Origin of the sequence: Nonomuraea cavernae (assembly GCF_040655715.1) — a bacterium.
Lineage (GTDB): Bacteria > Actinomycetota > Actinomycetes > Streptosporangiales > Streptosporangiaceae > Nonomuraea > Nonomuraea cavernae_A.
In genome coordinates, this window is the sequence record NZ_JBFAKL010000046.1 from 1 (window position 1) to 24,441 (window position 24,441).

Sequence of the window (24,441 nt, forward strand, 5' to 3'; positions counted from 1 at the left end):
ACTGGTCCTCCCTCCGCTGATCGCCGCAGGTCTGATGTACGGAGTGACCGAGGTCACCTTCAACTTCCAGCGGTTCGCCACCTCCTGGACCGGACTCGGCGTCCTCGTGGTCACGGGCGTGCTGCTCGCCCTCCTGACCGGCTCACGACTGTCTCCGATCTCCTCCCTCCTCGGCGGGCTCATGTTCACCGGATTCGGGGTCGTGCCGATCCTGGAGACGTTCAGGCTGTTCTCGCTACCCCGGGAGTGGATCGGCGGCCAGTTCCAGTCCGGGTACCTGACCCTCACCTACACCGGGTTTTTCCTTTTCCTCGGCGTCGCGTTGCTCGTGGTGTCGGCCTTCCCGTCGCGCTGGCGGTCCGCGCGTCCGCCGGTGGTTACGCCCGGCCACTACTCGCCGGGCCACGACCACGGCCCGTCGTACCAGGGGCAGCACTATCAGAACCAGGGCCCGTCCTATCAGGGCCAGGGGCAGCCGTACCAGGGCTCGGCGCGCCAGGATCCGGCCCCGCCGCAGCACGCTCCAGGACCGTCGTACCGTCAGCCGCCGCCGGAGGACGCCACGCGGCCGATGCACCGCGATTGACAGGTGCGCGGCCTGGCAGAATGCCGAGATGCGCGATACCAAGATCGACGACTTCCTGATCCCGCTCGCGGACCGCGTGCCCGCGCCCGACACCACCGCGACCCCGCCCGCCACGAACGGGCGGATCGGCGTCCGGAAGGCGGGCAAGCTCGGTGCGTGACGTCCTGATCGTGCAGAACAGCCGTAGCGGCGGCCCCGGCCGGTTCGGCCGCTGGCTGGAGGAGGCCGGGCTCCGGCTGGACGTGCGCCACGCCTACGACGGCGACCCCGTGCCCGCGAAACTCCGACACGACGCGATGGTCATGCTGGGCGGCGGCTACCTGCCCGGCGAGGACGACCGGGCGCCGTGGCTGGCGCCGACCAGGGCTCTGGTCGGCCAGGCCCTGGCCGAGGACGTGCCGCTGTTCGGCATCTGCCTGGGCGGCCAGATGATCGCCGAGGTGGCCGGCGGCGAGGTGACGGGCGACGTGGGCGCTCCGGAGAACGGCAGCGTCCCGGTCACGATCCGGCCCGAAGCCGCCGGTGACGAGCTGTTCCGCGACCTGCCCCCGGTGGTGCCCGCCATCGAGCACCACGTCGACGCGATCACCGGGCTGCCGCCCGGCGCGGTCTGGCTGGCCGAGACGGCCGCGTGTCCCTACCAGGCGTTCCGGGTGGGCGATCTGGCCTGGGGCGTGCAGTTCCATCCCGAGGTGGTGCCCGAACGCATCCGCCAGTGGGAGGTCGCCGGCTTCGACCCCGACGAGGTCTACGCCGGAGCGGTGGCCGACGAGCCGGTCTCCACACCGATCTGGCACGAGGTCACCACCCGCTTCGCCAAGCTCGTATGACCACCGGACACCGGGAGCGTGACGAAACCGCATCAGAAGCTTGAAGCGAAGGCCGGTCAGGAGCCAACGATACGGATATGCGGCAGACAGCGGAGGCTGTGGCCGGAGATTGATCGAACATGGTCAGCATAAGCACAAGCGGGCTGCCTGTGGACTCAACGTCCCGAGCATCACGTTTGACGGCGTGATGCGGAGGTCGGACATATGCGACTTGTTCTGGTCGCGGCTACTGCAATGGTAGGCGCGTTACTCCTTGGCGCATGCACTACATCGGAGCCATCAGCCGATGAGCTGGAACAAGATATGGCCCAGCTGAGACGATATGGATATGTGGTGGCCAATGCGTTCAGGGCCACAAATCCCGAGTACGCTGTGCACGGTGGGAATGTTCCCGCGTTACGCTCCTTCGGAGAGCTGGCCATTGAGATGGACGTCAGACCGTCATGGCGGGTCGATCCCTTCGTGAACGATTACGCCACCGTGGCGATTCGACAGAACAGTGATACGGGGCAAAACCACTTCTCGCATCCTGCCGATCGAACACCCATGGACAAATCTGTAGCAATTCATGGCTCCGCCCCAATGCCCGGAGAAGCATTCGCCTTGAGATCGGCGGTGCGACGTATGGGCTCGCCCCTGAACGGCACCTCATCGAAGCGGGAAATAGACCGTATTCTCAGCGGCGCCGGGCGGACCAAGGGAGTGACAGCCCTTGTTGAGCTTGCGAAGCCCATGACCGCCGAACAGATCCGCAACAAGGGTTATATTACTTTTACCAATGCCCTCTTCGCGCCTGCCACAGACCGGGCGACGGTTTATTGGGACAGCCGGATCACGATGTTCTGCCAGGGCTGCTCAGGAAATAGCCACGCTTTGACCGAGGAATTTCGCTCATGGGTTTCCACGCTGAGCCCTGACGATGATTCCACGCTTCGGCAGTTCGGGCTGTCGTACGACCGTCTCATTGAATCGTCGAACACGGGTAAGATCTATGGCTACATCGAGGCCGAGTCAAATCCGATACTTCTTCGCGAACTTCTGAAGAAGAGCCACGTGAAGACCATGTACGTGATCGGTGTCACCAAGAACTGCGAGCTAGACGAAGACGGCCGAACGTGCCACCCTTTCCTGTGGCCGAAGAGCACTCAGCTCAACGGTCTCTCCTACAGCAAACTGGACAATGAATAGCGAATATATCTGCTCGCCGATCGAGGGGCGATACATTTATTCATCGGCGCGATGATAAGGCGTCACAGCGGCGATCACACATCGACTCGCATCAGACTGCGCGCATCCAGTCGTCCCGCCTCCAGGAGCCGAAGCGCTCATGGTCGAGCCCCAGCGCCCTGGATGGTTGCCGTTTTGGTGGAATACATCCTCTATAGTGGAAGACGTGGATGTCGAAGGGCTCGGCGCTCGGCTGCACGCGCAGCGCCGCCGTCACGGGCTCAGCCTCAACGAGCTGGCGAGCCGCAGCGAGGTCAGCCGCAGCATGATCTCCGACATCGAGCGCGGGGCGAAGCTGCCCACCGTGCTGGTCCTGGCTCGGCTCGCCACCGCGCTCGGCGTCACCGTGTCCCGGCTGCTCGGCGAGGAACAGCCCGAACGGGTCATCATGCTGCGCGCGGCGGAGCAGCCGGTCATCCGCGACGCCACCGGCTGGCAGCGGCGCGTTCTGTCGCCGAACCTGCCCGGCGTCGAGTTCGAGTTCATCCGCACCACCGTGCCGCCGGGCGTGGTGATCGGAGCGTTCGCGGCTCACGCTCCCGGCTCGCGTGAGTACGTCGCGGTCGAGGCGGGGCGGCTCACCGTGACGCTCGACGGCGTGTCCCACACCCTCGACGCCGGGGACGCCCTCTATTACGCCGGTGACTGCACGCACGCCTTCGCCAATCCCGGCGACGTCGAATGCGTCTACTACACCGCGATGCAGGTAACCATCGACGATCATCACGCAGTCCTGGAGGATCTGTGACCGCTCTGGACATCCGCCCGCTCGACCCGGCGTTCCTGCCGCAGGCGCCCGGCGACTACACGCACGGCACCATGGTCACCGGGGCGCGCCGCATGGTGTTCGTCAGCGGTCAGGTGCCCTGGGCGGAGAACGGGAAGGTCCCCGAGGGCTTCGACACCCAGTGCCGGATCACCTGGCGCAACGTGCTCGCGGTGCTGGCCGAGGCCGGGATGGGCGTGCGCAACCTCGCCAAGGTGACCATCTACCTGTCCGACCGCCGATACCGGGAGGCCAACTCGCGCATCCGTACGGAGATCCTCGGCGGTCACACGCCGGCGCTGACCGTCATCATCACCGACATCTACACCGAGGAGTGGCTGCTGGAGATCGAGGCGATCGCCGTCGACGGATAGACCGGCGGGACCCGGGGCGCCTCGCTGGAGGAGTTCGTCCTGCGGTTCGCCCATAAGCGGAGCCTTCGTGTAACCGGATGTCCGTTCAACCCGTGTACGAGTCGTAGCCGAGTTTGGCTGCGACAGCGAGGCCACAAGCAGCGGCCAGATAACGGAGGCTCTGGCCGGGCAGCCGACGGGCGATCTTCGGGCCGAGCCAGCCGCCCACCAGGAACCCGGCGGCCAGCGGCAGCGCGGCACCCCAGTCGACCGGCCCGAACAGGGCGAACCCGGCCGCGGCCACCGCGTTCGCCAGCCCGGACAGCACGTTCTTCAGCGCGTTGGACTTGGCTGGTGACTGGTCGAACATGGCGCTCAGCACGGCGAACATCAGGATGCCGCCCGCCGCGCCGAAGTAACCGACGTAGATCGCCACGGCGAACAGCGCGATCCGCATGAGCACCCCGTGCTCCCCGTGGGGACGACCCGACGGGGGGCGGACCAGGAGCAGGGAAGCCGCCGCGATCAGCCACGGCGCGATCAGCTCGAACGTCCGCGACGGCGTCACCAGCAGCAGGAACGCCCCCGTCGCCCCGCCCAGGGCGGTGACCCAGCCGAGCCTGATCACCCGGACGCCCTGGCCGGTGAGCTCCGGCCGGGAACCGAAGGCCGCGCCCAGGCCGGTGAACACCAGCGCCACCGTGTTGGTGACGTTGGCGGTCAGCGGCGGCAGCCCGAAGGCCAGCAGTGCCGGGTAGGACACGATCGACGCGAGGCTGACCACCGTGCTGACCACCCCGGCCGCCACGCCCACCCCGAGCAGGCCCAGGACCTCTCCGACGATCACCTGGACATGCTAGGCCGTGTCCGATCGCCCCACACGGCAGGGCCTCGGCGGCCGGGCCGTCGCGATCGGGTCACGCGTTGCGCACGTCCGCTGCCGTGTGCAGCCCGAGCAGGTCGACGGCGCGTTCGCGCATCTCCACCTTGCGGATCTTGCCGGTGACCGTCATCGGGAACGTGTCCACGACGTGCACGTACCGGGGGATCTTGTAGTGGGCCAGCCGCCCCGCGCAGAACTCCCTGACCCCCTCGGCGGTCAACGGCCCGGTGCCCTCGCGCAGGACGACCCAGGCCATCAGCTCCTCGCCGTACTTCTCGTCGGGCACGCCGATCACCTGTACGTCGGCGATGTCGGGGTGGCGGTAGAGGAACTCCTCGATCTCGCGCGGGTAGACGTTCTCGCCGCCGCGGATCACCATGTCCTTGATCCGGCCGACCACGTTGACGTAGCCGTCGTCGTCCATGGTGGCCAGGTCGCCGGTATGCATCCAGCGGGCGGCGTCGATGGCTTCGACGGTCTTGTCCGGCTCGTCCCAATAGCCGAGCATGACCGAGTAACCGCGGGTGCACAGCTCGCCCGGTTCGCCACGCGGCACGGTCAGGCCGGTCTCCGGGTGCACGATCTTCACCTCGACGTGCGGCATCACGCGGCCCACGGTCTCGGTACGGCGGGCCAGATCGTCGTCGGATCTGGTCATCGTGGACACCGGGGACGTCTCGGTCATGCCGTAGCAGATGGCGACCTCGCGCATGTTCAGCTCGCCGACGACGCGTTTCATCACCTCGACCGGGCAGGGCGAGCCGGCCATGATGCCGGTCCGCAGCGAGCTCAGGTCGAACCCCCGCGCCAGCGCCAGTTCGGCGATGAACATCGTCGGCACGCCGTACAGGGAGGTGCATTTCTCCTCCTGTACGGCCCGCAGCGTCGCCTCGGGTTCGAAGCTCGGCGCGGGGATGACCACGCAGGCTCCATGGGACGTCGCGCCCAGATTGCCCATGACCATGCCAAAGCAGTGATAGAACGGCACCGGCAGGCAGACCCGGTCATTCTCGGTGTAGTGGACGAGTTCGCCGACGAAGTAACCGTTGTTGAGGATGTTGTGGTGCGACAGCGTCGCGCCCTTGGGGAAGCCGGTGGTGCCGGAGGTGTACTGGATGTTGATCGGGTCGTCGAAGGCCAGGCCGGCCATCCGGTCCCGCAGCGCCGCCGGGGGCGCCTGCTCGGCCAGCAGCGTGTCCCAGGTCGGGTCGTCCAGGTAGACGGTCGCGGCGAAGCCGATCTCGTCGGCCATCGCCCGATAGTCGCTGGTCTTGTGCGTCAGGGCGCTGATCAGCAGCCGCATGCCCGACTGCTTGACCACGTACTCCAGCTCGTGGCTCCGGTAGGCCGGATTGACGTTGACCAGGATGGCGCCGATCTTGGCGGTGGCGTACTGGACGAGGATCCATTCGGCGCGGTTCGGGGCCCAGATGCCCACCCGGTCGCCCTTGGCGATGCCTCTGGCCAGCAGGGCGCGGGCGAGCCGGTCGACGTCGTCGTTGAGCCGGGCGTAGGTCCACCGCCGCCCGGTGGGCACGTCGACGAGGGCCTCCCGGTCGGGGAAACGGGACACGGTCCGCTCGAAATTCTCGCCGATGGTCTCGCCCAGGAGCGGGGTCTGCGCGGTGGCACTGGAGTACGAGAGCATGCCCACAGTCTCGGCCCGCTCCTGCCGTGCACGCCAGCCCTTCACTCGCGCCGGGTGGTGGGGACCAGGCCGTTCACCGGCGCCTCACCGCTCGGGCGAGGCCCGCGGTCACCCCCATCGCGAGCATGGCGGCACCGGCCGCGGCCACCAGGCGGCGCCGGCGGGCGACGCGGCGTTCGATCTCGGCGTACGGCGTGGTGGTGAACGACACGAGTTCGTACTGGGAGACGTACCTGCCGGGCAGCAGCCGTTCGAGCGCGTGCTCGGCCCGTTTGCCCGCCAGGAACAGCGGGGAACCGACCTTGTCGCGCATCTCCACGAAGTTGTCCAGCGCCAGCCTGGCGATCACGTCGGTGTCGGCCTTGCGCCGTTCGAACAGCTCCAACGCCCGGGGGAAGTCGTCGCCGGTCTCGTCGAGGCACCGGTCGAGCTCGACGCAGTCCTGGAAGCCGCAGTTGGCGCCCTGCCCGTAGAACGGCACGATCGCGTGGGCGGCGTCGCCGACCAGGCCGACCGTCATCCCGGCGGTGGTGACGTGCCACGGCGAGCAGCGCACGGTGACGAGGTGGCCGACGGGGTTGGCCTGGTAGGCGGGCACGAGGTCCGGCATCAGGTCGCAGGCGTCGGGGTAGTGCTCGGCGAAGTGCGCCCTGATGCGGTCGGGGTCGTCGAGCGCGGCGAGCTGGTCGTGCGGCCAGAACAGGGTGCAGGTGAACGAGCGGTCGGGGTTCGGCAGCGCGATCATCATGGACCGGCCGCGCGGCCAGATGTGCAGCGCCCCCGGTTCCATCGCGAACGCGCCGTCGCGTGCCGGGATGCTCAGCTCCTTGTAGCCGTAGTCGAGGTACTCCTGGCGGAAGTCCGTGCCTGGCAGCGCCTGCAGCGTGGCGCGCACCGCGCTGCGCGCGCCGTCGGCGCCGATCACCACCCGCGCCCTGACGGTCGTCGCGCCCGGCTCGAACTCCAGGTCGCCGGTACGCTCGTCCAGGCCCGTCAGCCGGTGCCCGAAGCGCACCTCGACCCCGGGCAGGGCGGTGGCGGCGTCGAGCAGCCTCCTGTTGAGGTCGGCGCGGCCGATGGAGTTGATCGCGTGGCCGCGGTCGGCGCTGTAGGGCTGGAAGGTCAGGGCGCCGTCGGGCGCGTGCATCATCCGGCCAGGCATCGGGATCGCCTCGCCGAGCACCTCACGATCGAGGCCGAGGCGGCGCAGCGCGTCGATGCCGCGCGCGGAGACGGCCAGGTTGATCGACCGGCCCCGCTCAGCGCCCCGCTCGCGCGGGTCGTCGCGGCGTTCGTACAGGATGACGCGGTGGCCGCGACGGGCCAGGAAGCAGGCGAGCAGGCAGCCGACCAGGCCCGCGCCGACGATCGTGACCTCCACCCCTTCTTCGTACGGCGAAGCGGCGGCGATGTCCAGCTATGCCCGGGGCTCGCCGTACCAACGCCAGGTGGTGAGACGAGGGCGGCCGGGCAGGTCGGCGCGGCCGGTCGCCCACAGGAGGGCGAGCCAGGGGTCGGGGGCGCGCGGGGCGTCGGGAAACAGCCGGGCCAGCACGCGCTCGCACAGATCGGCGGGCGGCTCCCAGCTCAGGCCGAGCCCTTCGGCCAGGTCATGGGTGTGCACCAGGGTCTCCACGATGCCCATCGCGGCGAAACCCTCCGGATCCGCCGCCCCGAACCCATGGTGGGCCCGGACCTCCGGCGGCGTCGTGCGGACCATGGCGACCAGCAGCGCGCCGCTCGCCTCCAGCACCTGCAGCAGCCCGGCCGGTCCCGCCGCGCGGTCGGCGTGAATGGCGTTCTTCGGGCCGCCGGGCCGCCGGCTCTCCCAGACGAACGGCACCTCGCCGTCCATGGGCGGGATCTTGGGGCCGAGTTGGACGGCGTAGGCGAACAGGTCGTCGCTGAGGTGCTCGACGGTCTCCCAGCAGTCCCACTCCAGGGTGCCGGCCTTGCCGTCCCACGCCTGCGGCGGCGCGTCGCGGAGCGTCTCGACGGCGAGTCGCACGGCCTGGCCGACGTCGTCGGCGGTCACCGGCGGGGGTGCGGGTTGGGAGGGTTCGGGCATGGCTGAACCTTATCGCCCAGCGGCCGGCCTCACCGCTCAGGTCGCGGTGCCTGACGGGCGCGGTGCGCGCGGCCGGTGCGTGCGGCCGTGGGCGTCAGCGGAGTGTTTCGGTGATGGCGAGAGCGGTGGTGCGCCAGATGGGGGCTCGGGGGTCGATCACAGCGAAGTGATCGCCGGACATTTCCAGGTACGTCACCTCATCTCCGGCCTCGCGGGCAGCCCGGGCGTACCGGCGGCCGAAGTCGACGAGGTCGAGTTCGTCGCCGGAGCCCTGGACGACCAGCTGGCGCACCTTGAGCGGCAGCCGGAGCAGCGGGCTGGCGGTGCCGTACAGTCGCGATCCGGCGTCCGTGCGCGCGCCGAGGGCGGCGGCGACGGCACCCGAGCCGAGCCAGCGCCGGTCCGCCTCGACCAGGTCGAGGATCCCCGCGAGCGACACGGCCAGCGAGACCCGCGCTCCGTCGGCGGCGGCCCGCAGGGCGAGCTGGGCCCCGGCCGAGTGGCCCACCACGGCGACGCGGTCGAGGTCGACGGGCGCGTCCACGTCGGCCAGCGCGTTCAGGCCGGCGGCCACGTCGTCGGTGGTCGCCTGCCAGCCGTGCGGGTCGGGGCGGCGGTATTCGAGGTTCCAGACGGCGAAACCGCGGTCGACGAGGTCGAGCGCGAGCGCGTCCATGAGGTCGGCGGCCCACACCGAACGCCAGTTGCCGCCGTGCACCAGCGCCGCGACCGGCGCCCCCGCCGAGGCCGCCATCCCCGCCGAATCCGCCGCCGGCGGATCTGCCGGGAGCGCCGGAAGGTACAGGTCGGCCCACTGGTCGCGGTGCTCCCCGTACGGGACGCGGCGTCGGGGATGGCTCAGCCGGTGCACCGCGTGGCGGATGGCCCAGGCGAGGCCCTCGACCCCGCGCCCGTGCAGGTGGACCGCGCCCTCCCCCACCTCGGTGTCGTCCGCCCGGACCAGGTCCAGCCAGACGACCGGCCCGGCTGCCCGGCCCATCAGCTCCCGTGCCTGGGGCGTGGGTCCCGGGACGGCGACGACGGCGGTGCCGGAGTCTCCGGCGCGTGCCGTACAGGAGCGGACCTCGGCGGCGTCCCGTGCGTGCACGATCGTGCCCCGCACGCCGAGAGCGGCGAACTCGCGCTCGGCGGCCTCGCCGAGCAGGGCGGGATCGGCGACCAGGCCCGGTCCGACGACCACCACGGCATCCCTCATGAATCCCGACACTACAGAACATGTCGCCGATGGGCCGTTGTTCGTCCAGACCACGTGAAGTCACCGCCTGCGCGACAGCGGTTTCGGAAGATCGCGTAGGTTGGCCCGGTGCGTGTAAATCAGCTTCACCCCTGGCCGACGAGCGTCGCGGAGGCGGAGGCCGTCCAGGACCGCCTCCGCGTTCACGTCGAACCGACCGGGCCCACCGACTTCACCCTGGTGGCGGGCCTCGACGTGCACTACCACGGTGACGACGAACTGACCGCCGCCGTGGTGGTGCTCGACCCCGGCACACTGTCGGTGGTGGAACAGGTCGTGGTGCACGGCAAGACGACCTTCCCGTACGTTCCCGGGCTGTTCGCCTTCCGCGAGCTACCGGCGCTGGTGGAGGCCCTCGAACGCCTCACCGTCACGCCCGACCTGCTGGTCTGCGACGGGTACGGCCTGGCGCACCCACGCGGGTTCGGGCTGGCCTGCCACATCGGCGTGCTCACCGGCCTGCCCTCGCTCGGCGTCGCCAAGACCCCCTTCGTCGGCACCCACACCACCCCGGGCCGGGAGCGCGGCTCGTGGACCCCGATCCTGCTGGACGACTCCACGGTCGGCCGCGCGCTGCGCACGCAACGGGCCATCAAACCGGTGTACGTCTCGCAGGGCCACCGCATCGACCTCGACACGGTCACGGACCAGGTGCTGCGCCTCGCCCCCCGCTTCCGCCTCCCGGACCCCGTCCGCAAGGCCGACCATCTCGCCCGCCACGGCAGCTGACTCCCTCGGGGCGCGACCTCATGTCCGGACGGCCGCTCAGCGGCGCCAGGACCAGACGACCAGCCACACGCTGAGCCCGAAGAGCGTCAGCCCGAGCGGCACGTGCAGGGACACCTGGCCCATGCCGCCCAGCATGGACTGGACGGCCCCGAGCAGCAGCACCGCCAGGCTGACCAGCGCGGGCCAGCCCGCCCCGCGCCCCGGCCGCCACAACAGCACGGCCACGACGAGCTGTGCCAGCCCCAGCACGTGCACGACCGTGGCGCCCGATCCGTGCGCGGCATCGGTGACGCCGCTCATCAGCTGCCCCGCCGTCACCGCCTGGCCGAGCACCGAGAGCATGCTCAGCGCGGCGACGATCCTGAACGCGGTCAGGTATCCGCTCCTCTGCGCGACCTGGGTGACCACTGGACTCTCCTTAGACTCGTGAAGTCCCCCATGATCGGGCTCAGCCGCCCCCCTGAGCATCCACCCCTTGTCGTCAATCGCACTACTCCCCTGGTCGTACGACGCCTACCAGGTTCCTGACGCAGAGCGGGCGTCACACCCGTCATGCGGCGGCCAGAGCTGGTCCGGTCAGGTGTAGAGGCGTTCCAGGACGACGGCCACGCCGTGCTCGTCGTTCGACGGCCTGATGGCAGAGATCGGCCCTAACATGGCTGTGCCCCGGCTGCATGCGAGGCAGAGGCAAAACCGGGGCTTATGAGCCGACCGTACCACCCTCAACATCCCCCCGAAAGTCCCCTCAACGGAACGGCGGCCCTATGCAGCGCTCCGAGGCCAGGCGGCTGAGTGCCCTACTGTCCCCGATCCGCCTGGCCGAATACGAGCTGCGCTGCGCGAGTGACCCGGTCGCCGCACTACGGCTGCACTGCTGGAACACCGAGATCAGTGAGGCCTTCTACGGGCCTCTGCAGTACCTGGAGCTCGCCATGCGCAGCGTCATGACCCGTGAGCTTGTCGCCCACTTCCGCCGAGACGACTGGTAGAACCATGCCGGAACGCAGCTGACCTACGGCGCCCGCCGACGCATCGACGAGGCTGAGCAGCAGATCCAGCGCACCGGCCTGCCAGCTGATGCGCACCTCGTCACCGAGGAACTGCCGTTCGGCTTCTACGTATCATTGCTCGGCCGCGGCGACGGCTACGACCAGCGGCTGTGGCGGCCTGCTCTACACCGCGCCTTCCCCGGCCACCGAGGGCGGCGCCGTGACCTGCACCAGAAGGTCGATTACCTGCGCGTGTTCCGTAACAAGATCGCCCACCACGGAGCAATCCACCACCGTCACCTGGTCGCCGACCACGACGCGATCGTGGAATGCCTACGCTTCATCGACGCGGGGCTGGCCGCCATGGTCGATCAGCACAGCCGGGTCAGGGAAGTCCTCGCCCACCGGCCATGACCTCGGCTGGCCTCACAGGCCGGGGAGTCGCAACCGTTCGGCGAGCCAATCCGGCCCGCTGACCGCGGTCAGGTGTAGAGGCGTTCCAGGACGACGGCCACGCCGTGCTCGTCGTTCGACAGTGTGCGGCGCTCGACGGCCGCGAGCACCAGGTGATGGGCGTTGGCCATGGCGTAGCCGGCTCCGGCGAACGCCAGGACCGCGAGGTCGTTGGGCATGTCGCCGAACGCCGTCACCTCGGCCGGTTCGACGCCGCGCGCCGCGCAGATCGCGGCCAGCGTGCCCGCCTTCGTCACGCCCGGCGCGCTGATCTCCAGCAGGCCGCGCCCGCCCGAGTGGGTGACCTCCGCCTGTCCCTCGACGGCGGCCACGGCCGCGGTGAACATCTCGTCGACCGTGTGCGCCGCCGACCAGGCCAGCAGTTTGACGACGGGTTCGCCCGCGTCGCGGATCGTGGGCACCTCGTGGTAGTGGGCCAGGTCATGGGCGTGCTGCGTGACGTAGCCCGGCTCGCCCAGCACGCGCCTGCCCGTCTCGGCCGCGAACGCCACTCCGGGCAGCGCCTCCGCCAGCGTGTCGGCGATGCGCGCCGCGGTGCCGGGGTCGAGGTCGTGGCGGGTGACGATCTCGCGGGCGCCCGCGTCGTACACGATCGCGCCGTTGCTGCAGATCGCGGTGCCGCCGACCCCTGCCGTCTCGGCGATCGGGTCGACATCCCTCGGGGGTCTGGCCGTGACGAACACGATCTCCGCCCCGGCCTCGCGGGCCAGGTGGAGCGCGCGGCGGGTGCGCGGGGAGACGGAGCCGGTGGAGTCGAGGAGGGTGCCGTCCAGGTCTGTGGCCACGATGCGGGGAGGAAGCACCCCTCGATTATCCAGGCTCCGACCGCTTCGCCGCCGATGCCGGTCGCGGTCCGACCGCCCCCGACCGCCCCCGACCGCCCCCGACCGCCCCCGACCGCCCCCGGTCGCCCCCGATCGCCTGTCGCCGGCCGGTCAGACGCGCAGCTCGGACGGCAGCAGGGTCGTGGCGTTCAGCAACTCGACGCCGAGCAGCTCACCCGAGTCGCCGTAGTCGAGGACGACGTCGTCCACCGTCTCCTGGCGTACGGCCTCGCCCGGCACGAGCTCGCTCTTCAACGCGATGTAGGCGACGTCCGCGTCCTTGTCCCAGCTGACGTGGACCGTCTGCGCCCGCCGCCCGCCGGGCTCCTCGTCCCAGCACAGCAGCCCTTCCTTGAACTCGTGCGAGCCGGCGAGCGCCGCCCGCACCATCACCAGCACGAGCTCCAGCGCCTGCAGGGCGTCGACCCCGGTGACCTTGCGTTCGTGCTCCCAGCCGGCCAGGCCGTCGATGCGGTAGGGGCACGACCACTCTCCCGTCGGCTCCTCGACGGGCAGCCCGACCGCGACGATCACCTCACCCGGCGGCTCGGTGGCGAGCGTCAGCGTGCGGCGGGCGATCTCGTACATGAAGGATCATCTACCCCGGCCGTGCGGCCCGCAAGACTGCCCGGATGGGTACCGTGAGTTCCATACCGCCATGGTCGAAAGCCTTCCAGCAGATGGCCGGCCCGGATTACTCTGCGTACGTCCGTGAGGGGGGCACAGTGATGTATGAGCCGTTCGGGACCAGGCTGAGAGCCAGGCTCGACAAGTACGGACCACTCTGCGTGGGCATCGACCCGAGCCCGGAGCTGCTGGAGGCGTGGGGCCTCGACGACTCGCCCGCCGGGCTGGAGCGCTTCAGCCGCACGGTGGTCGACGCCGTGGGCGACGTCGCGGCGGTGGTCAAGCCGCAGTCGGCGTTCTTCGAGCGCTGGGGCAGCCGCGGCATCGCGGTGCTCGAGGTGATCATCGCCGACCTGCGCGACGCGGGCACGCTGGTGCTGCTCGACGCCAAGCGGGGCGACATCGACATCACGATGGCCGCCTACGCCGAGGCCTACCTCGACCACGGCAGCCCGCTCGCGGTCGACGCGGTGACGCTCAGCCCCTACCTGGGCTTCAGCTCGCTGGAGGGCGCGATCACCTCGGCGATCGCCAACGACGCCGGCGTCTTCGTGCTGGCCCGCACCTCCAACCCCGAGGCGGCCACGCTGCAGTCGAAGGTCGCCGGGCAGATCTTCGACGGCGTCGCGGCGGCCAACGCGGGCCGCGCGCCGCTCGGCCCGGTCGGCGTGGTCGTCGGCGCCACGCTGCCGTCCGTCGATCATCCGCTCGACGACCTCAACGGGCCCATCCTGGCTCCGGGGCTCGGCGCTCAGGGTGCCTCTCCCGCCGACCTGGCCCGCCTGTTCGGACGGGTACGGCACATGGTCGTGCCATCGGTGTCGCGTGCCGTGCTGGCCGACCCGGAGAAGATCAGGGACCTGACGCTGCGCTACCGCGACGACTGCGCCCACCACCTGTCCCCCTGACCGCGTCCACCTGCTCGTACGGCTCAGCCCGTCGGCTCGGTGTCCGGCCGCACCTCCGGCTCGCCGGCGGCGGGGTTCCCGTTCCCATCTGGTTCCTCCGCTGCCCCCGGTTCGGGCCGTCCGTTCTGGTCGGCGGGCTCCTCGTCACCAGGCTGGGGCGGACCGTCGGGCGGGCCGGAACCCTCGGGCGGGCCGGGCTCGTCGCGGGCCTCGGCTGGGTCGGGCTCGTCGCGGGCCTCGGCTGGGTCGGCGGGGATCGGGCGGGGGGCCTTCGGCGTGTCGGCGCCGGAACGCTCGGCGACCACGTCGCTCTCGCCGCCGAGCCCGTTCGGGGCGTCGGGCAGGTCCTGGGGATTCTCGCTCATGATTCCCCACCTGCCCGGATCGCGCCGGGTGATGCGGGACCCCGCGAGCGCCGGCCGTCAGGGGCCCGGCGAGCGGCGGCCGTCAGGGGCCGGGCACCGGGCCGCCGTGCTGAGCGGTGAGCGTGCCTCCATGCTGGGCGGTGAGGGCGTGGTGGAGGTCGGTGGTGAGGTCCAGCTCGCCGAGGGTGGCGATCCACGGATGGCCGCCGTCGAACGGTTCCCCGTCGCCGTCGCGGCGCACCCCGACCGTCCACCAGCCGGCGGCCCGCGCCGCGTCCAGTTCGCGCACCGAGTCGGACAGGAAAACGATGCTCGCGGGGTCGGCCTCCAGCAACGACGCGATGGTGAAGTAGGACTCGGGGTCGGTCTTGGGTCCCGGTACGACCGTGTCGAAGTTGTCGCGGAACAGCCCGCGTAGGTCGCCGTGCTGCGTGTGCCGGAACCACAACCGCTGGGCGAGCCGCGACCCCGAGGAGTAGACGTGCAGCGTCAGCCCTCGCTCGCGCCAGCTCTCCAGGGTGGCCGGCACGTCGTCGTACACGTGGGAGGTCAGCTCGCCGGAGGCGAAGCCCTCCTGCCAGATGAGGCCCTGCAGTGTCTTGAGCGGCGGCACCTTGACGTCGTCGTCGATCCACCTGACGAGCTGGTGCCCGAGCCGGCGCACGTCCGCTCGCGGCTGGGACAGGAAGTCGCGCAGCTCGGCCACGATCCGGGCCGACTCGGGGCGCCGCAGCCAGGTGTGGACGCGGCGGCGCGAGTAGGGGAACAGTTGCTCGCGCACATGTGACAGCGAGCTGGTCGTGCCCTCGATGTCGAGGACGACGTGCCTGATCACGGGGTCGCCTCCAGCAGCTCGTCGAGGGTGGGGATGCGCCGGGCGATGGGGTCGCCGGTGAAGTCGGCGAGCCAGCCGTCCTCCTCCTGGAAGAAGCGGACGGCGGTGAAGCGCGGGGTGGCGCCGGTGTCGAACCAGTGGCGGGTGCCGCTCGGGACGGACAGCAGGTCGCCGGCCTCGCACACGACCGCGTAGACCCGGTCGCCGAGATGCAGGTAGAAGCAGCCGGAGCCGTCGGCGAAGAACCGCACCTCGTCCTCGTCGTGCACGTGTTCGTCGAGGAACTTGGCTCTGGCTGCGCGGGCGGTGTCCGGGTCGACCTCGTCGGCGTCCAGGTGTACGACGTCCACCAGCCGGTAGCCGCCGGTCTGCCGCAGGGCGGCGATCTCCTCGGTGTAGGCGGTGAGCGGGTCGCCGGACTCCCTGAGCTCCCACCGTTCGAACGCGACGCCCCGCCCGGCCAGCTCGGCGGCGATCCGGGTGGGTTCGCTGGTGCGGACCAGGACGTCGCCGTCCTCGGTCATGATCTGCAAGAGGGACATCGTTCAGCTCCGATCGTTCTACGGGTGAAGCGGGCCAAGCGGGCCTACCGGTCGAGCCGGTCACGCCGGTCGAGCACGTGCAGGCGGCACAGGAGTTCGAGGCACTCCAGCCGGTTGCGGGCGGTCTCCAGGTCGGGTCCCCACGCGGTGGCGCCGTGGTGCGCGATGAGCAGCACGGGTGGGGCGGCGTCGCCCTCACGGCGGAGGAAGGCGGTGAGGTCGGCGGCGATGCGCGGCACGTCGGCCCAGTTGCGGAACACCGGGACGGTGACGTCGAAGGGGTCGCGCCCGCCCAGCCCCTTGATGATCTCGAAGTCGGCGAAGCTCACATGGTCCGCGCCGCGCCGCGCCGCCTGGGCGGCGACGAGGGTGGAGTACGGCGGGTGGGCGTGCACGACCGCCTCGCAGCCGGGCACGCCGTCATAGAGGGCGGCGTGGATCACGGTCTCCGCCGACGGGCGCGGGCCGCCGGGCCGGGCCGGGCGTCCGGTGTCCGCCTCGACCTCGACCGCGGAGTCCGAGGTCAGCTCTCCCTTGCTGAGGCCGCTGGCGGTGATGAGCGCGTGCCCGCGGCGGCCGGGGAGCCGGGCCGAGATGTTGCCGGCCGTGCCCTCCATCCAGCCGCGCAGGTAGAGGCCGCGGGCGACGCGGGCGATGGAGTCGCCGAGGTGGGGCGGCGCCTGGACGGTCATCGAACCTCCTTGAGTGTGGTGACCTCCGCCTTGAGACGTGGGGAGGAGGTCAGGACAGCACCCGCGTCTCGGTGACGACGGCGGTGACCAGGTCGGCCGGGGTGACGTCGAAGGCCGGGTTGTAGACCGCGCTGCCCGGGGTGGCCGTGGGCAGCCCGCCGAAGGAGGTGACCTCGTCCGCGCCGCGCTCCTCGATGACGATGCGGGCGCCGTCCGGCGTGCTCTCGTCGACGGTGGACTCGGGCGCGACGACGATGAACGGGATCTTCTGGCGGGCGGCGGCGACGGCCAGGGCGTAGGTGCCGATCTTGTTGGCCACGTCGCCGTTGGCCGCGACGCGGTCGGCGCCGACGAGGACGCAGTCGACCAGCCCGGATCCGATGGCGAAGGGGCCGGCGGAGTCGGCGCAGAGCCGGTAGGGGATGCCGGCCTCGGCGAGTTCCCAGGTGGTGAGCCGGGCTCCCTGCAGCAGCGGCCGGGTCTCCCCGGCGAGCACCTCGCCGACGTGTCCCGCCTCGGCCAGTGTCCTGATCGTGCCGAGGGCGGTGCCCCAGGCGACCGTGGCCAGGCGGCCGGTGTTGCAGTGGGTGAGCAGGCGCAGCGGGCGACGTTCGCACAGCCGCAGCACCAGGTCGGCGGCCCGTGCGGAGGCCTCCCGGTTGATCCGCTCGTCGTCGGCGAGCAGGTCGAGCGCGTGAGCCAGCACCGCGTCCGGCCCGCGGTCGAGCAGCCCGAGGGCGCCGTGCACGCCGCGGGCCAGGTTGACGGCCGTGGGCCGGGCCTCGGCCAGCCGTTCGGCCTCCGCGGTGGCGGCCCGGTGGCCGGGGGTGGTGCGGGCGATGAGCGCCACGCCCAGCGCGCCCGCCACACCGAGGGCGGGCGCGCCGCGGATGGCGAGCTCCTGGATGGCTTCGATCAACTGGCCGGTGGTGGTGATGTGGAGCGTGCGGTACGCGTGCGGCAGGGCGCGCTGGTCGACGGCCACGATGGCGCCGTCGTCCCAGGTGATGGATCTATCCACGATGACTCCAAGCGGGTTGCCGGGAGTGCACGACCCGGCCGGCGACGAAGGTGAGCTCGACCTCGGCGTACTCGATCTCCCCGGTGGGGCAGGTGAGGATGTCGCGATCGAGGACGACCAGGTCGGCGGGGCGGGAAGGGGCGATGATGCCGGTGTTGACGCCGATGAGGTGGGCGGACCCGATGGTGTAGGCGGCGAGGGCCGCCTCCACCGGGATCGACTGGTACGGCAGGAACGGCGGTACGTGGGCCGCCTCCCGCAGCCAGGGCGCGCTGAGCGTGGCCGGGGTGCGGTTGACCGCGACGTGGATGCCGTGCAGCGGGTCGGGGCTGCTCACGGGCCAGTCGCTGCCGGCGGCCAGGCGGGCGCCGGAGCGCAGTAGATCGGCGAACGGATACTGCCAGCCCGACCGGCGCGGTCCGAGCGCGGGCATGATGTTCTCGGTCATCGGCGGCACGGCCGCCGCCCACAGCGGCTGCACGGCCGCGGCCACGCCGAGCCGCCGGAAGCGGGGCACGTCGCTGGGCCTGATGACCTGGGCGTGCGCGATGTGGTGCCGGGTGTCCTGGCGGCCGTTCCTGGCCCGGGCGATGGCCACGGCGTCCAGGCAGTGGTGGACGGCCCGGTCGCCGACGGCGTGCATGTGCGCGTGGAAGCCGCGGCGGTCGAGCGCGCCGACCGCGTCGGCCAGGTCCTGCGGCTCCAGGAACTCCTGGCCGTTGCCGCCGCCGTCGAGGTAGGGCTCGAAGAGGGCGGCGGTGCGGTTCTCGCAGATGCCGTCCTGCATGATCTTGACGTGGGTGGCGCGGAAGCCGGCGGCTCGGCCGACGGCGCGGCGTTCGGCCAGGTCGTCGGCCTGCTCCGGGCCGCGGTCGCGGTCCCACCACAGCGCTCCGGCCACTCGCCAGTCGATCAGGCCGCGTTCGGCGGCGGTCAGGTAGGTGCCGAAGGTGTCGGGCAGGCCGAGGTAGGGGCCGACGAGCGCGTCCTGCCAGGAGGTGACGCCGCAGGACCACAGCACGTCGCGGCCCGTGGTGAGCGCGGCGAGCAGGTCGTCGGCCGAGGGGCGTGGGGTGAGCCGGCCGACCAGCTCGGCGGCGCTCTCGTGCAGGAGGCCGTCGGGCTCGCCGCCGGGGTCGCGGCCGACGCGCCCGCCGGGCGGGTCGGGCGTGGTGGCGTCGATGCCGGCCAGCGCCAGGGCGGCGCTGTTGACCCAGGCGTTGTGCTGGTCGCTGTCGAGCAGGTAGGCGGGCCGGTCGGGGACGAGGCGGTCGAGGTCGCGGCGGTGCGGCGCGCCGCCGGGGAACAGGGTGCCGACCCAGCCGCCGCCCAGGATCCACGGGCCGGGGTGGCTCGCGGCGTGGGCGGCGACGAGGTCGAGGCAGTCGGCGGCGCTCGCCGCGCCGCCGAGTTCGCAGCGGTTCAGCTGGAGCCCGGCGGCCACGGGGTGCGCGTGCGCGTCGTGGAAGCCGGGCAGGACGAGCCGGCCGGTGGTGTCGATGACCGTGGTGCGCGGGCCGATGGCCGGGCGGAGGTCGGCGACGGTGCCGATCTCCGTGATCCGGCCGGCCCGCACCGCCACCGCGTCGGCCCACGGGTAGCCGGGCGCGTGCACCCGGCCGCCGAGGAGGACGAGATCCGCTGGCATGGCAGGCACCTCACTCGTGCTCGATGTCGACGGTGATCAGCTCGCGCACGCGGGCGATGAGCCGGGTGAGCGCCGGGCCGTCGGGGGCCGTGAGGTGCACCTTGACGAGTTCGGTCCCGAGGTCGCGGGTGGTGGGCACGAGGTCACCCACCTGGGCCTGCTGGAAGACCGTGTCGACGCCGGGCAGCCGCCGCGCCTCGTCGAGCCCGGCGAGCCGGCACAGGATGCCGGGCGGCCCGTCGTTGCGGATGAAGCTCATGCCGAGCCGGGCGGCGAAGCGCGGCGGCGCGGTGGCGATGGCGGGTTCGCGGCCCAGGTAGACGGCCAGCGTGTCGTGGTAGGGGCGGAACGTGCTGTGCCGTTCCCACAGCCGCGGGATGCCCGCGCCGGGGAGCCGGGCGCCGATCTCGATGAGCGCCGGTCCCCGCTCGCCGGTCTTGACCTCGATGTGGCAGGGGCCGAGCCGGATCTCGAAGGCGTCGAGCACGCTCAGCGCGAACTTCTCGATGGCCGGGTCCGGCTCCGCCTGGACGAAGTCCCAGTAGGGGTTGTCGTAGTCGCCGGTGCCGGGCAGCCGGTACTCCCAGACGTCCAGGATGGTGTGGCGGCCGTCGTGGCTGAAGGTGTTGATCGCGTACTCGGTCCCGCGTACGTACTCCTCGACCAGCCATTCGTCGATCGGGTTGCCGAACAGGTCGCAGGGGTCGGCCCCGGCGACCGCGGACAGCCGCCCGGTGTCGGTGACGAGGAAGACGTTGTGGGAGCCGGCGCCGGTGGCGGGTTTGACGATCAGCGGCAGGCCGATCCTGGCCGCGGCCTCCGGGAGCCGGCTGAGGTCGCGTACCACCTCGTAGCGGGGCACGGGGACGCCCCGGGCGGCGGCCAGCCCCCGCATGGCGCGCTTGTCGCGCCGGGCGCGGGCGGTGCCGAGCGGGTTGCCCGGCACCGCCCGGGTGTCGGCCAGGACGGCGGCCGAGTGCACGGCGGGCTCGGTGGCCGGGATGATGGCGTGCACCTTCGGCGCCAGCGAGTCCAGCCGCCCGGCCAGGGCGATCGGCTCGCTGCCGTAGAGGGTGGCCGCGTCACCGTCGGCGTGGTCGGCCGACATCCGGTTCAGCGAGGCCGGCGCGATCGTGTAGACGCCGACGACGGGATAGCCGAGCTCGGCGCAGGCGTCCTTGAACGGCCGGCCGTTGAGCACGGGGTCGACCAGGACGACGACGGGCTCGCCGATGGTGACGGGCTGGTGGGTCGTGGTGCTCATGCCACCACCCCTGGATCGAGCAGGGACCCGGACCGGGTCGAGGTGATCATGGCTACCTCCGTTGGAGCGCCTCGGCCTTGCGGGCGTCGTCGGCGCGTTTGGCCACGTAGTCGTGCCAGTCGGTGCCGTAGGGCACGTAGAGGCGGACCCGCCTGCCCTGTCCGGCGAGCCGCCGGGCCACGCCGGGGCGGACGCCGAGCAGCATCTCCACCGGTGTGCCGGTGAAGACCTCGTGCATCACCCGGTCGTGGCTGGCGATGGTGAGTCCGTGGCCGCCGCGCAGGATCCGGCGTCCGATGCCGACGAACGCCACGTCCGTCTCCTCACCGAACGGCCAGGCGACCAGGGACGGCTCGGGGAAGCCGCCTTTGACCAGGCGCAGCGGCACGCCGGCCGCGATGAGCCGGTCGGCGTCGCCGGGACTGCGCCTGAGGTTGGCCTGCAGGGAGCCGCGGATCGGCACGCCCTGGCGGGAGGTCAGCTCCACGGTGTCGAGCACGGCCGTGGTGTGGTCGCCGTCCTCGGCGCCGGTCTGGATCCACCGGCCGGGGCCGAGGCTCCGGGCGATGTCCAGCAGCCGGGCGGCGCAGAACTCGACCGAGACGTCCAGCCCGAGGTGCGGCAGGTCGACCTCCAGCCAGGTGCTGAACGGCTGGTCGGCGGAGATCTCCCTGGCCAGCTCCACGTACTCGGCGGTGTTGGCCAGCGCCGTCTCCCGGTCGAGGGCGACGGGCGCGAAGTGGCCGATGTTGGCGGCGACGCCGTCGCCGGCCAGCTCACGGGCGCGGGCCAGCGCGGAGTCGCGGTCGAGGCCCGCCACGTAGGGGTTACGGGTCAGTGTGGCGGTCACGATGTCGCCACCACGGGAAGCCGGCGGCCCTTGCCGACCGGCGTCATGGAACGGTCTCCGTCGACGAGGGCCTTGTTGCGCGAGCGCAGCTCGATGAAGTCGTCGAGGATCTTCTGGTCGCCGGACGGGGACAGGTAGTACATCATGTTGACGTACCAGGTCCAGCCCAGCTCGGTGATGACGTACTCGTGCGGGCGGTCCTCGAACATGCCCGCCCGCACGAGCTCGTCGAGCTTGACGAGCACCTCGGGGTCGATCTTGTCCCACGCGACGCGGCTCTTGTCCAGCCTGCCGTGGTAAGGCAGGTTGAGCACGAGGCCCCGCTCGTACGGGATGTGGTCCGAGCGGGTGACCTTGACCTTGACGTCGTCGTTGCCGAGCAGGCCGTTGATGTAACCCGTGCGGCTCTCGTCGTTCATGATCGTCCAGTCGAGCGACTGGGTGACGGCGCTGGCGCCGAAGCCGACGAGATCGTCGTCGTGGTGGGCCCAGCAGTACTCGTGGTACTTGTTGCCGTACGTCGTGGTGGTGAACTCGGCCGGCTCGGGGTCGGGGCCGTCGAGCCGGGCGAAGCCGTGACCGTTGTAGAGCTTGTAGCCCGAGTTGCGCATGTAGTGGTTGAGGAAGACGGTCATGCCCATCTTCTCCACGTAGCTGAGCGCCCGCAGGTTGGCGCCCTTGTAGCCGGTGTGCAGGGTGTTCTGCGTCACCAGGTGGTTGATCGGGTAGAACTCGCACGACTCGGTGCCGAGATCGATGGCGTCCTGGATGTCCTGGGCGAACTCGGTCATGGTCTGCCCGTGCATGCCGTACAGGATGTCGAAGCTGCGGAAGTCGAAGTATTCACCGAACAGCTCCACCGCCCGGTAGGTCTGGTCGAGGGTGGCGGTGATGTTGAACAGTTCGCGGTACTTCGGGTTGAAGGTCTGCAGGCCGAAGCGCGCCTTGTTGACGCCGATCTCCTTGAACGCCTCGACCTTCTCCCGCGTGACGCTCTTGACCTCGAACTCGATGGTGAACTCTTCCAGCCGCGACAGGTCGAAGGACTCGTGCATGGCGCGGCCGATCCGGCGGATCTGGTCGGGCGTCAGCGTCGAGGGCGTGCCGCCGCCGAACCAGATGACGCGCGGCGGGACGGCGGTCACCGAGTCCATCTCCGCCTTGAGGTGGATCTCCTTGATCAGCGCCTGGGTGTACTTCTCGATGATGGGGTCGCCCTCGGAGCCCAGTCCCCGGCTGAGCATGCAGAACGTGCAGATGGTGTCGCAGAAGGGGATGTGGAAGTACAGCGCCCGCGACCTGATCGGCGCCGGGTCGAGCACGGCGTGCGCCTCGCGGAAGGAGATGGCCTCCAGCTCCTGGCCCTTGAGGGGGTAGAGCCAGTTGTAGATCGGCAGCTGCCGGTCGAACTTCATGAGCGTCCGCTCGTGTCGGAGCTTCATCTGTCTTTCCTCTCCAGCTCAGCGAAGGGCGAGGGCCAGGTTGACGGCGTGCCGTGCCTCTTCCAGGCCGCGGTTGACGACCTTCGTGCGGTGCTTGCAGGGGCCGAGGGCCGCCAGGAGCTCCTCGACGATCAGCACCGGGTCGCAGGTGCTGCCGCAGGTGAAGGCGTCGAAGAACAGTGAGTTCTGTTCGGGATAGGTGTGGACGGACACGTGCGACTCCGAGAGCAGGAACAGGGCGGTCAGCCCCGAGGGGGCGAACCTCTTGACCTGCGTCCCGCACAGGGTTGCTCCGGAACGGGTGATGCCCCTGGTCAGGCCGCTGATGATCAGCGCCTCGTCGTCCACCGTGTCTCTGTCGATCTCGTACACGTCAGCCATGACGTGCACGCCCGAGAAGTCATAGCTCGTCATCGCTCACCTCCCAACTGGTGATGGTGCCGGCCAACCGGATGCAGGCGCGCAGCCGCTGTTCGGCCTGCGCGCTGTTGTCGCCCTCGACCACGAAGGCGAGGTACGAGTCGGTGCTGCCGTGCGCCCCGTCGAAGTCGCGGGGCACGGCGGTCTTGACGATGAAGTCCTTGATGTACGGGTGGCCCTCCGGCTCCCGGATCCCGGTGAGCCGCCCTCTCCTGGGGGGCACGAGCAGCCAGCCGTAGCTCTTGCCGCTGTCGCCGAGCCGTACGCCGGGGCCGTGCTCCAGGCCGGCCTGGTGCCGGATCCACAGCTGCGCCGGGTTGACGCCGGTGGCGTAGGTGAGGGTCTCCATGATGTGGGCGCCGCCGAGCCGGCAGGCGATCTCGCAGAAGACCAGCCGCTCACCGTCGGCGAAGACCTCCAGGTGGAAGGGGCTGAAGTCGACCGGCGGCAGGCCGGCGACGACCTGCCCGGCCAGCTCGGCCAGCCGGGCGAACTCCGGGTCGTCGCGGTCGAGCTGCACGCTGCCCAGTGGCACCGAGTCCTGGAAGGACAGGCAGTTGTTGATGTAACGCGAGGCCGAGACGTACAGGATCGCGCCTTCGTGCATGAACCCGTCGACGTGGTAGACCTCGCCGGGGACGAACGACTCCAGCAGCACGTCGTCCGGGTCCCAGCCGGCGGCCAGCTCGGCCAGCCGCTCCGGGTCGCGCACCGGCTCGACGCCATGCGAGGCGAAGCCGGTGCGCGGCTTGACGACGACCGGGTAGCCGGCGCGTCCGGCGAAGGCCAGCGCCTCGCCGGCGTCGCGCGGGACGGCGAAGTCCGGCACGGCCACGCCGGCGGCCCGCACCCGCTGCTTCATCAGATACTTGTCGCGCCAGGGCAGCGCCTCGGAGTAGCGCAGGCCGGGGATGCCGTGCCGGTCGCGGGCTCTGGCGCACCTGAGGATGTCGTCCTCGGTCACGTGGACGAGGGTGGAGATCGGCCGCTGCCGGCAGACCTCGTCGAGGAGCACGTCCACGGCGGGGTTGTCGGAGTAGCCGGGCACGGCGTACACGTGGGGGAAGGAGGCCCGGTAGGGTCCGAACGCCTCGTCCCCGGTGACCAGCGTGACCCGGTCGGCCACCTCGGCGAGCCAGTCTCCCAGCGGGGTGACCGACCGGGGGATCCGGTGCACCATCAGCAGCTCGCTCAT

At 71.0% G+C, this 24,441-nt stretch carries 29 protein-coding genes; 10 read left to right on the forward strand and 19 right to left on the reverse strand.

Annotation, left to right across the window (positions count from 1 at the left end; translation table 11 throughout):
- The 6 genes from AB0I38_RS39095 to AB0I38_RS39120 all read left to right on the forward strand — a co-directional run.
- A partial coding sequence (locus AB0I38_RS39095) for a hypothetical protein (RefSeq protein ID WP_358495133.1) occupies nucleotides 1-586 on the forward strand: 586 nt, incomplete at its 5' end.
- Between the two features lie 28 nt (nucleotides 587-614).
- Nucleotides 615-746, forward strand: coding sequence for a hypothetical protein (locus AB0I38_RS39100; protein WP_358495136.1), 132 nt, complete (start codon nucleotides 615-617; stop codon nucleotides 744-746).
- Nucleotides 739-1,416, forward strand: coding sequence for a type 1 glutamine amidotransferase (locus AB0I38_RS39105; RefSeq protein WP_358495141.1), 678 nt, complete (start codon nucleotides 739-741; stop codon nucleotides 1,414-1,416). Before AB0I38_RS39100 ends, AB0I38_RS39105 begins: the two co-directional genes overlap by 8 nt.
- A 204-nt stretch (nucleotides 1,417-1,620) precedes the next feature.
- Complete coding sequence (locus tag AB0I38_RS39110) at nucleotides 1,621-2,604, forward strand: hypothetical protein (protein ID WP_358495145.1); 984 nt, start codon at nucleotides 1,621-1,623, stop codon at nucleotides 2,602-2,604.
- Between the two features lie 205 nt (nucleotides 2,605-2,809).
- Nucleotides 2,810-3,391 carry a helix-turn-helix domain-containing protein gene (locus tag AB0I38_RS39115; RefSeq protein WP_358495148.1) on the forward strand — a complete coding sequence of 194 codons (582 nt, stop codon included), beginning with the start codon at nucleotides 2,810-2,812 and terminating at the stop codon, nucleotides 3,389-3,391.
- On the forward strand, nucleotides 3,388-3,783 hold the full coding sequence (locus AB0I38_RS39120) for a RidA family protein (RefSeq protein WP_358495153.1): 396 nt from the start codon (nucleotides 3,388-3,390) through the stop codon (nucleotides 3,781-3,783). Before AB0I38_RS39115 ends, AB0I38_RS39120 begins: the two co-directional genes overlap by 4 nt.
- Before the next feature lie 85 nt (nucleotides 3,784-3,868).
- On the opposite strand, the gene AB0I38_RS39125 is transcribed toward AB0I38_RS39120, so the two are convergent.
- The 5 genes from AB0I38_RS39125 to AB0I38_RS39145 all read right to left on the reverse strand — a co-directional run bounded on the left by AB0I38_RS39125 (nucleotide 3,869) and on the right by AB0I38_RS39145 (nucleotide 9,577).
- Nucleotides 3,869-4,609 carry a sulfite exporter TauE/SafE family protein gene (locus tag AB0I38_RS39125; RefSeq protein WP_358495159.1) on the reverse strand — a complete coding sequence of 247 codons (741 nt, stop codon included), beginning with the start codon at nucleotides 4,607-4,609 and terminating at the stop codon, nucleotides 3,869-3,871.
- A gap of 70 nt (nucleotides 4,610-4,679) precedes the next feature.
- The gene (locus AB0I38_RS39130; protein ID WP_358495163.1) at nucleotides 4,680-6,293 is read right to left on the reverse strand and encodes an AMP-binding protein; all 1,614 of its coding nucleotides are present in this window, start codon (nucleotides 6,291-6,293) and stop codon (nucleotides 4,680-4,682) included.
- 73 nt (nucleotides 6,294-6,366) lie between these two features.
- Nucleotides 6,367-7,674, reverse strand: coding sequence for an FAD-dependent oxidoreductase (locus AB0I38_RS39135; RefSeq protein WP_358495166.1), 1,308 nt, complete (start codon nucleotides 7,672-7,674; stop codon nucleotides 6,367-6,369).
- Nucleotides 7,675-7,710: 36 nt separating this feature from the next.
- Nucleotides 7,711-8,361 carry a maleylpyruvate isomerase N-terminal domain-containing protein gene (locus tag AB0I38_RS39140; protein ID WP_358495170.1) on the reverse strand — a complete coding sequence of 217 codons (651 nt, stop codon included), beginning with the start codon at nucleotides 8,359-8,361 and terminating at the stop codon, nucleotides 7,711-7,713.
- Nucleotides 8,362-8,455: 94 nt separating this feature from the next.
- A complete protein-coding gene (locus AB0I38_RS39145; RefSeq protein ID WP_358495175.1) occupies nucleotides 8,456-9,577 on the reverse strand; it encodes an alpha/beta hydrolase in 1,122 nt (373 codons plus the stop codon).
- Between the two features lie 108 nt (nucleotides 9,578-9,685).
- Here AB0I38_RS39145 and AB0I38_RS39150 point away from each other — a divergent pair, with 108 nt between their 5' ends.
- Nucleotides 9,686-10,345, forward strand: coding sequence for an endonuclease V (locus AB0I38_RS39150; RefSeq protein ID WP_358495179.1), 660 nt, complete (start codon nucleotides 9,686-9,688; stop codon nucleotides 10,343-10,345).
- 36 nt (nucleotides 10,346-10,381) lie between these two features.
- On the opposite strand, the gene AB0I38_RS39155 is transcribed toward AB0I38_RS39150, so the two are convergent.
- Entirely contained in the window at nucleotides 10,382-10,753 is a 372-nt protein-coding gene (locus tag AB0I38_RS39155) for a hypothetical protein (RefSeq protein WP_358495183.1), read from the reverse strand.
- A 356-nt stretch (nucleotides 10,754-11,109) separates the two neighbouring features.
- On the opposite strand from AB0I38_RS39155, the gene AB0I38_RS39160 reads away from it, so the two are divergent.
- Both AB0I38_RS39160 and AB0I38_RS39165 read left to right on the forward strand, forming a co-directional pair.
- Entirely contained in the window at nucleotides 11,110-11,334 is a 225-nt protein-coding gene (locus tag AB0I38_RS39160) for a hypothetical protein (RefSeq protein WP_358495187.1), read from the forward strand.
- Between the two features lie 135 nt (nucleotides 11,335-11,469).
- Nucleotides 11,470-11,748 (forward strand): hypothetical protein, encoded by a 279-nt coding sequence (locus AB0I38_RS39165; protein ID WP_358495191.1) that lies wholly within the window; start codon nucleotides 11,470-11,472, stop codon nucleotides 11,746-11,748.
- 68 nt (nucleotides 11,749-11,816) lie between these two features.
- Here AB0I38_RS39165 and AB0I38_RS39170 read toward each other — a convergent pair whose 3' ends face one another.
- Complete coding sequence (locus AB0I38_RS39170; protein ID WP_358495196.1) at nucleotides 11,817-12,611, reverse strand: HAD family hydrolase; 795 nt, start codon at nucleotides 12,609-12,611, stop codon at nucleotides 11,817-11,819.
- Nucleotides 12,612-12,743: 132 nt separating this feature from the next.
- Nucleotides 12,744-13,220 carry a DUF2283 domain-containing protein gene (locus AB0I38_RS39175; protein WP_358495200.1) on the reverse strand — a complete coding sequence of 159 codons (477 nt, stop codon included), beginning with the start codon at nucleotides 13,218-13,220 and terminating at the stop codon, nucleotides 12,744-12,746.
- A gap of 140 nt (nucleotides 13,221-13,360) precedes the next feature.
- On the opposite strand from AB0I38_RS39175, the gene pyrF reads away from it, so the two are divergent.
- The gene (gene pyrF / locus AB0I38_RS39180; RefSeq protein WP_358495205.1) at nucleotides 13,361-14,167 is read left to right on the forward strand and encodes an orotidine-5'-phosphate decarboxylase; all 807 of its coding nucleotides are present in this window, start codon (nucleotides 13,361-13,363) and stop codon (nucleotides 14,165-14,167) included.
- A 23-nt stretch (nucleotides 14,168-14,190) separates the two neighbouring features.
- On the opposite strand, the gene AB0I38_RS39185 is transcribed toward pyrF, so the two are convergent.
- The 11 genes from AB0I38_RS39185 to AB0I38_RS39235 all read right to left on the reverse strand — a co-directional run bounded on the left by AB0I38_RS39185 (nucleotide 14,191) and on the right by AB0I38_RS39235 (nucleotide 24,441).
- On the reverse strand, nucleotides 14,191-14,532 hold the full coding sequence (locus AB0I38_RS39185) for a hypothetical protein (protein ID WP_358495208.1): 342 nt from the start codon (nucleotides 14,530-14,532) through the stop codon (nucleotides 14,191-14,193).
- Between the two features lie 82 nt (nucleotides 14,533-14,614).
- Nucleotides 14,615-15,367: an acireductone synthase gene (gene mtnC / locus AB0I38_RS39190; RefSeq protein ID WP_358495211.1), complete on the reverse strand. Its 753-nt coding sequence runs from the start codon at nucleotides 15,365-15,367 to the stop codon at nucleotides 14,615-14,617.
- Nucleotides 15,364-15,909 carry a 1,2-dihydroxy-3-keto-5-methylthiopentene dioxygenase gene (locus tag AB0I38_RS39195; RefSeq protein ID WP_358495214.1) on the reverse strand — a complete coding sequence of 182 codons (546 nt, stop codon included), beginning with the start codon at nucleotides 15,907-15,909 and terminating at the stop codon, nucleotides 15,364-15,366. Before AB0I38_RS39195 ends, mtnC begins: the two co-directional genes overlap by 4 nt.
- A gap of 44 nt (nucleotides 15,910-15,953) precedes the next feature.
- Entirely contained in the window at nucleotides 15,954-16,601 is a 648-nt protein-coding gene (mtnB, locus tag AB0I38_RS39200; protein WP_358495219.1) for a methylthioribulose 1-phosphate dehydratase, read from the reverse strand.
- A gap of 49 nt (nucleotides 16,602-16,650) precedes the next feature.
- Entirely contained in the window at nucleotides 16,651-17,622 is a 972-nt protein-coding gene (gene mtnA, locus AB0I38_RS39205; RefSeq protein WP_358495226.1) for an S-methyl-5-thioribose-1-phosphate isomerase, read from the reverse strand.
- Complete coding sequence (locus tag AB0I38_RS39210; RefSeq protein WP_358495231.1) at nucleotides 17,615-19,270, reverse strand: amidohydrolase; 1,656 nt, start codon at nucleotides 19,268-19,270, stop codon at nucleotides 17,615-17,617. The genes mtnA and AB0I38_RS39210 overlap by 8 nt, the downstream gene beginning before the upstream one ends.
- A gap of 10 nt (nucleotides 19,271-19,280) precedes the next feature.
- A complete protein-coding gene (locus AB0I38_RS39215) occupies nucleotides 19,281-20,534 on the reverse strand; it encodes an ATP-grasp domain-containing protein (protein ID WP_358495234.1) in 1,254 nt (417 codons plus the stop codon).
- A gap of 52 nt (nucleotides 20,535-20,586) precedes the next feature.
- Entirely contained in the window at nucleotides 20,587-21,384 is a 798-nt protein-coding gene (locus tag AB0I38_RS39220) for a hypothetical protein (protein ID WP_358495236.1), read from the reverse strand.
- Entirely contained in the window at nucleotides 21,381-22,826 is a 1,446-nt protein-coding gene (locus tag AB0I38_RS39225; RefSeq protein WP_358495240.1) for a radical SAM protein, read from the reverse strand. Before AB0I38_RS39225 ends, AB0I38_RS39220 begins: the two co-directional genes overlap by 4 nt.
- 18 nt (nucleotides 22,827-22,844) lie before the next feature.
- Complete coding sequence (gene speD / locus AB0I38_RS39230) at nucleotides 22,845-23,240, reverse strand: adenosylmethionine decarboxylase (RefSeq protein ID WP_358495245.1); 396 nt, start codon at nucleotides 23,238-23,240, stop codon at nucleotides 22,845-22,847.
- The gene (locus tag AB0I38_RS39235; protein WP_358495249.1) at nucleotides 23,227-24,441 is read right to left on the reverse strand and encodes an ATP-grasp domain-containing protein; all 1,215 of its coding nucleotides are present in this window, start codon (nucleotides 24,439-24,441) and stop codon (nucleotides 23,227-23,229) included. Before AB0I38_RS39235 ends, speD begins: the two co-directional genes overlap by 14 nt.

Coding starts and splice junctions, on each gene's coding strand:
- AB0I38_RS39100 (WP_358495136.1), top strand. CDS start 615: ATGCGCGATACCAAGATCGACGACTTCCTGATCCCGCTCGCGGACCGC.
- AB0I38_RS39110 (WP_358495145.1), top strand. CDS start 1,621: ATGCGACTTGTTCTGGTCGCGGCTACTGCAATGGTAGGCGCGTTACTC.
- AB0I38_RS39130 (WP_358495163.1), bottom strand. CDS start 6,293: ATGCTCTCGTACTCCAGTGCCACCGCGCAGACCCCGCTCCTGGGCGAG.
- AB0I38_RS39140 (WP_358495170.1), bottom strand. CDS start 8,361: ATGCCCGAACCCTCCCAACCCGCACCCCCGCCGGTGACCGCCGACGAC.
- AB0I38_RS39145 (WP_358495175.1), bottom strand. CDS start 9,577: ATGAGGGATGCCGTGGTGGTCGTCGGACCGGGCCTGGTCGCCGATCCC.
- AB0I38_RS39160 (WP_358495187.1), top strand. CDS start 11,110: ATGCAGCGCTCCGAGGCCAGGCGGCTGAGTGCCCTACTGTCCCCGATC.
- AB0I38_RS39175 (WP_358495200.1), bottom strand. CDS start 13,220: ATGTACGAGATCGCCCGCCGCACGCTGACGCTCGCCACCGAGCCGCCG.
- pyrF (WP_358495205.1), top strand. CDS start 13,361: ATGTATGAGCCGTTCGGGACCAGGCTGAGAGCCAGGCTCGACAAGTAC.
- AB0I38_RS39185 (WP_358495208.1), bottom strand. CDS start 14,532: ATGAGCGAGAATCCCCAGGACCTGCCCGACGCCCCGAACGGGCTCGGC.
- AB0I38_RS39195 (WP_358495214.1), bottom strand. CDS start 15,909: ATGTCCCTCTTGCAGATCATGACCGAGGACGGCGACGTCCTGGTCCGC.
- mtnB (WP_358495219.1), bottom strand. CDS start 16,601: ATGACCGTCCAGGCGCCGCCCCACCTCGGCGACTCCATCGCCCGCGTC.
- AB0I38_RS39210 (WP_358495231.1), bottom strand. CDS start 19,270: ATGCCAGCGGATCTCGTCCTCCTCGGCGGCCGGGTGCACGCGCCCGGC.
- AB0I38_RS39215 (WP_358495234.1), bottom strand. CDS start 20,534: ATGAGCACCACGACCCACCAGCCCGTCACCATCGGCGAGCCCGTCGTC.
- AB0I38_RS39225 (WP_358495240.1), bottom strand. CDS start 22,826: ATGAAGCTCCGACACGAGCGGACGCTCATGAAGTTCGACCGGCAGCTG.
- speD (WP_358495245.1), bottom strand. CDS start 23,240: ATGACGAGCTATGACTTCTCGGGCGTGCACGTCATGGCTGACGTGTAC.
- AB0I38_RS39235 (WP_358495249.1), bottom strand. CDS start 24,441: ATGAGCGAGCTGCTGATGGTGCACCGGATCCCCCGGTCGGTCACCCCG.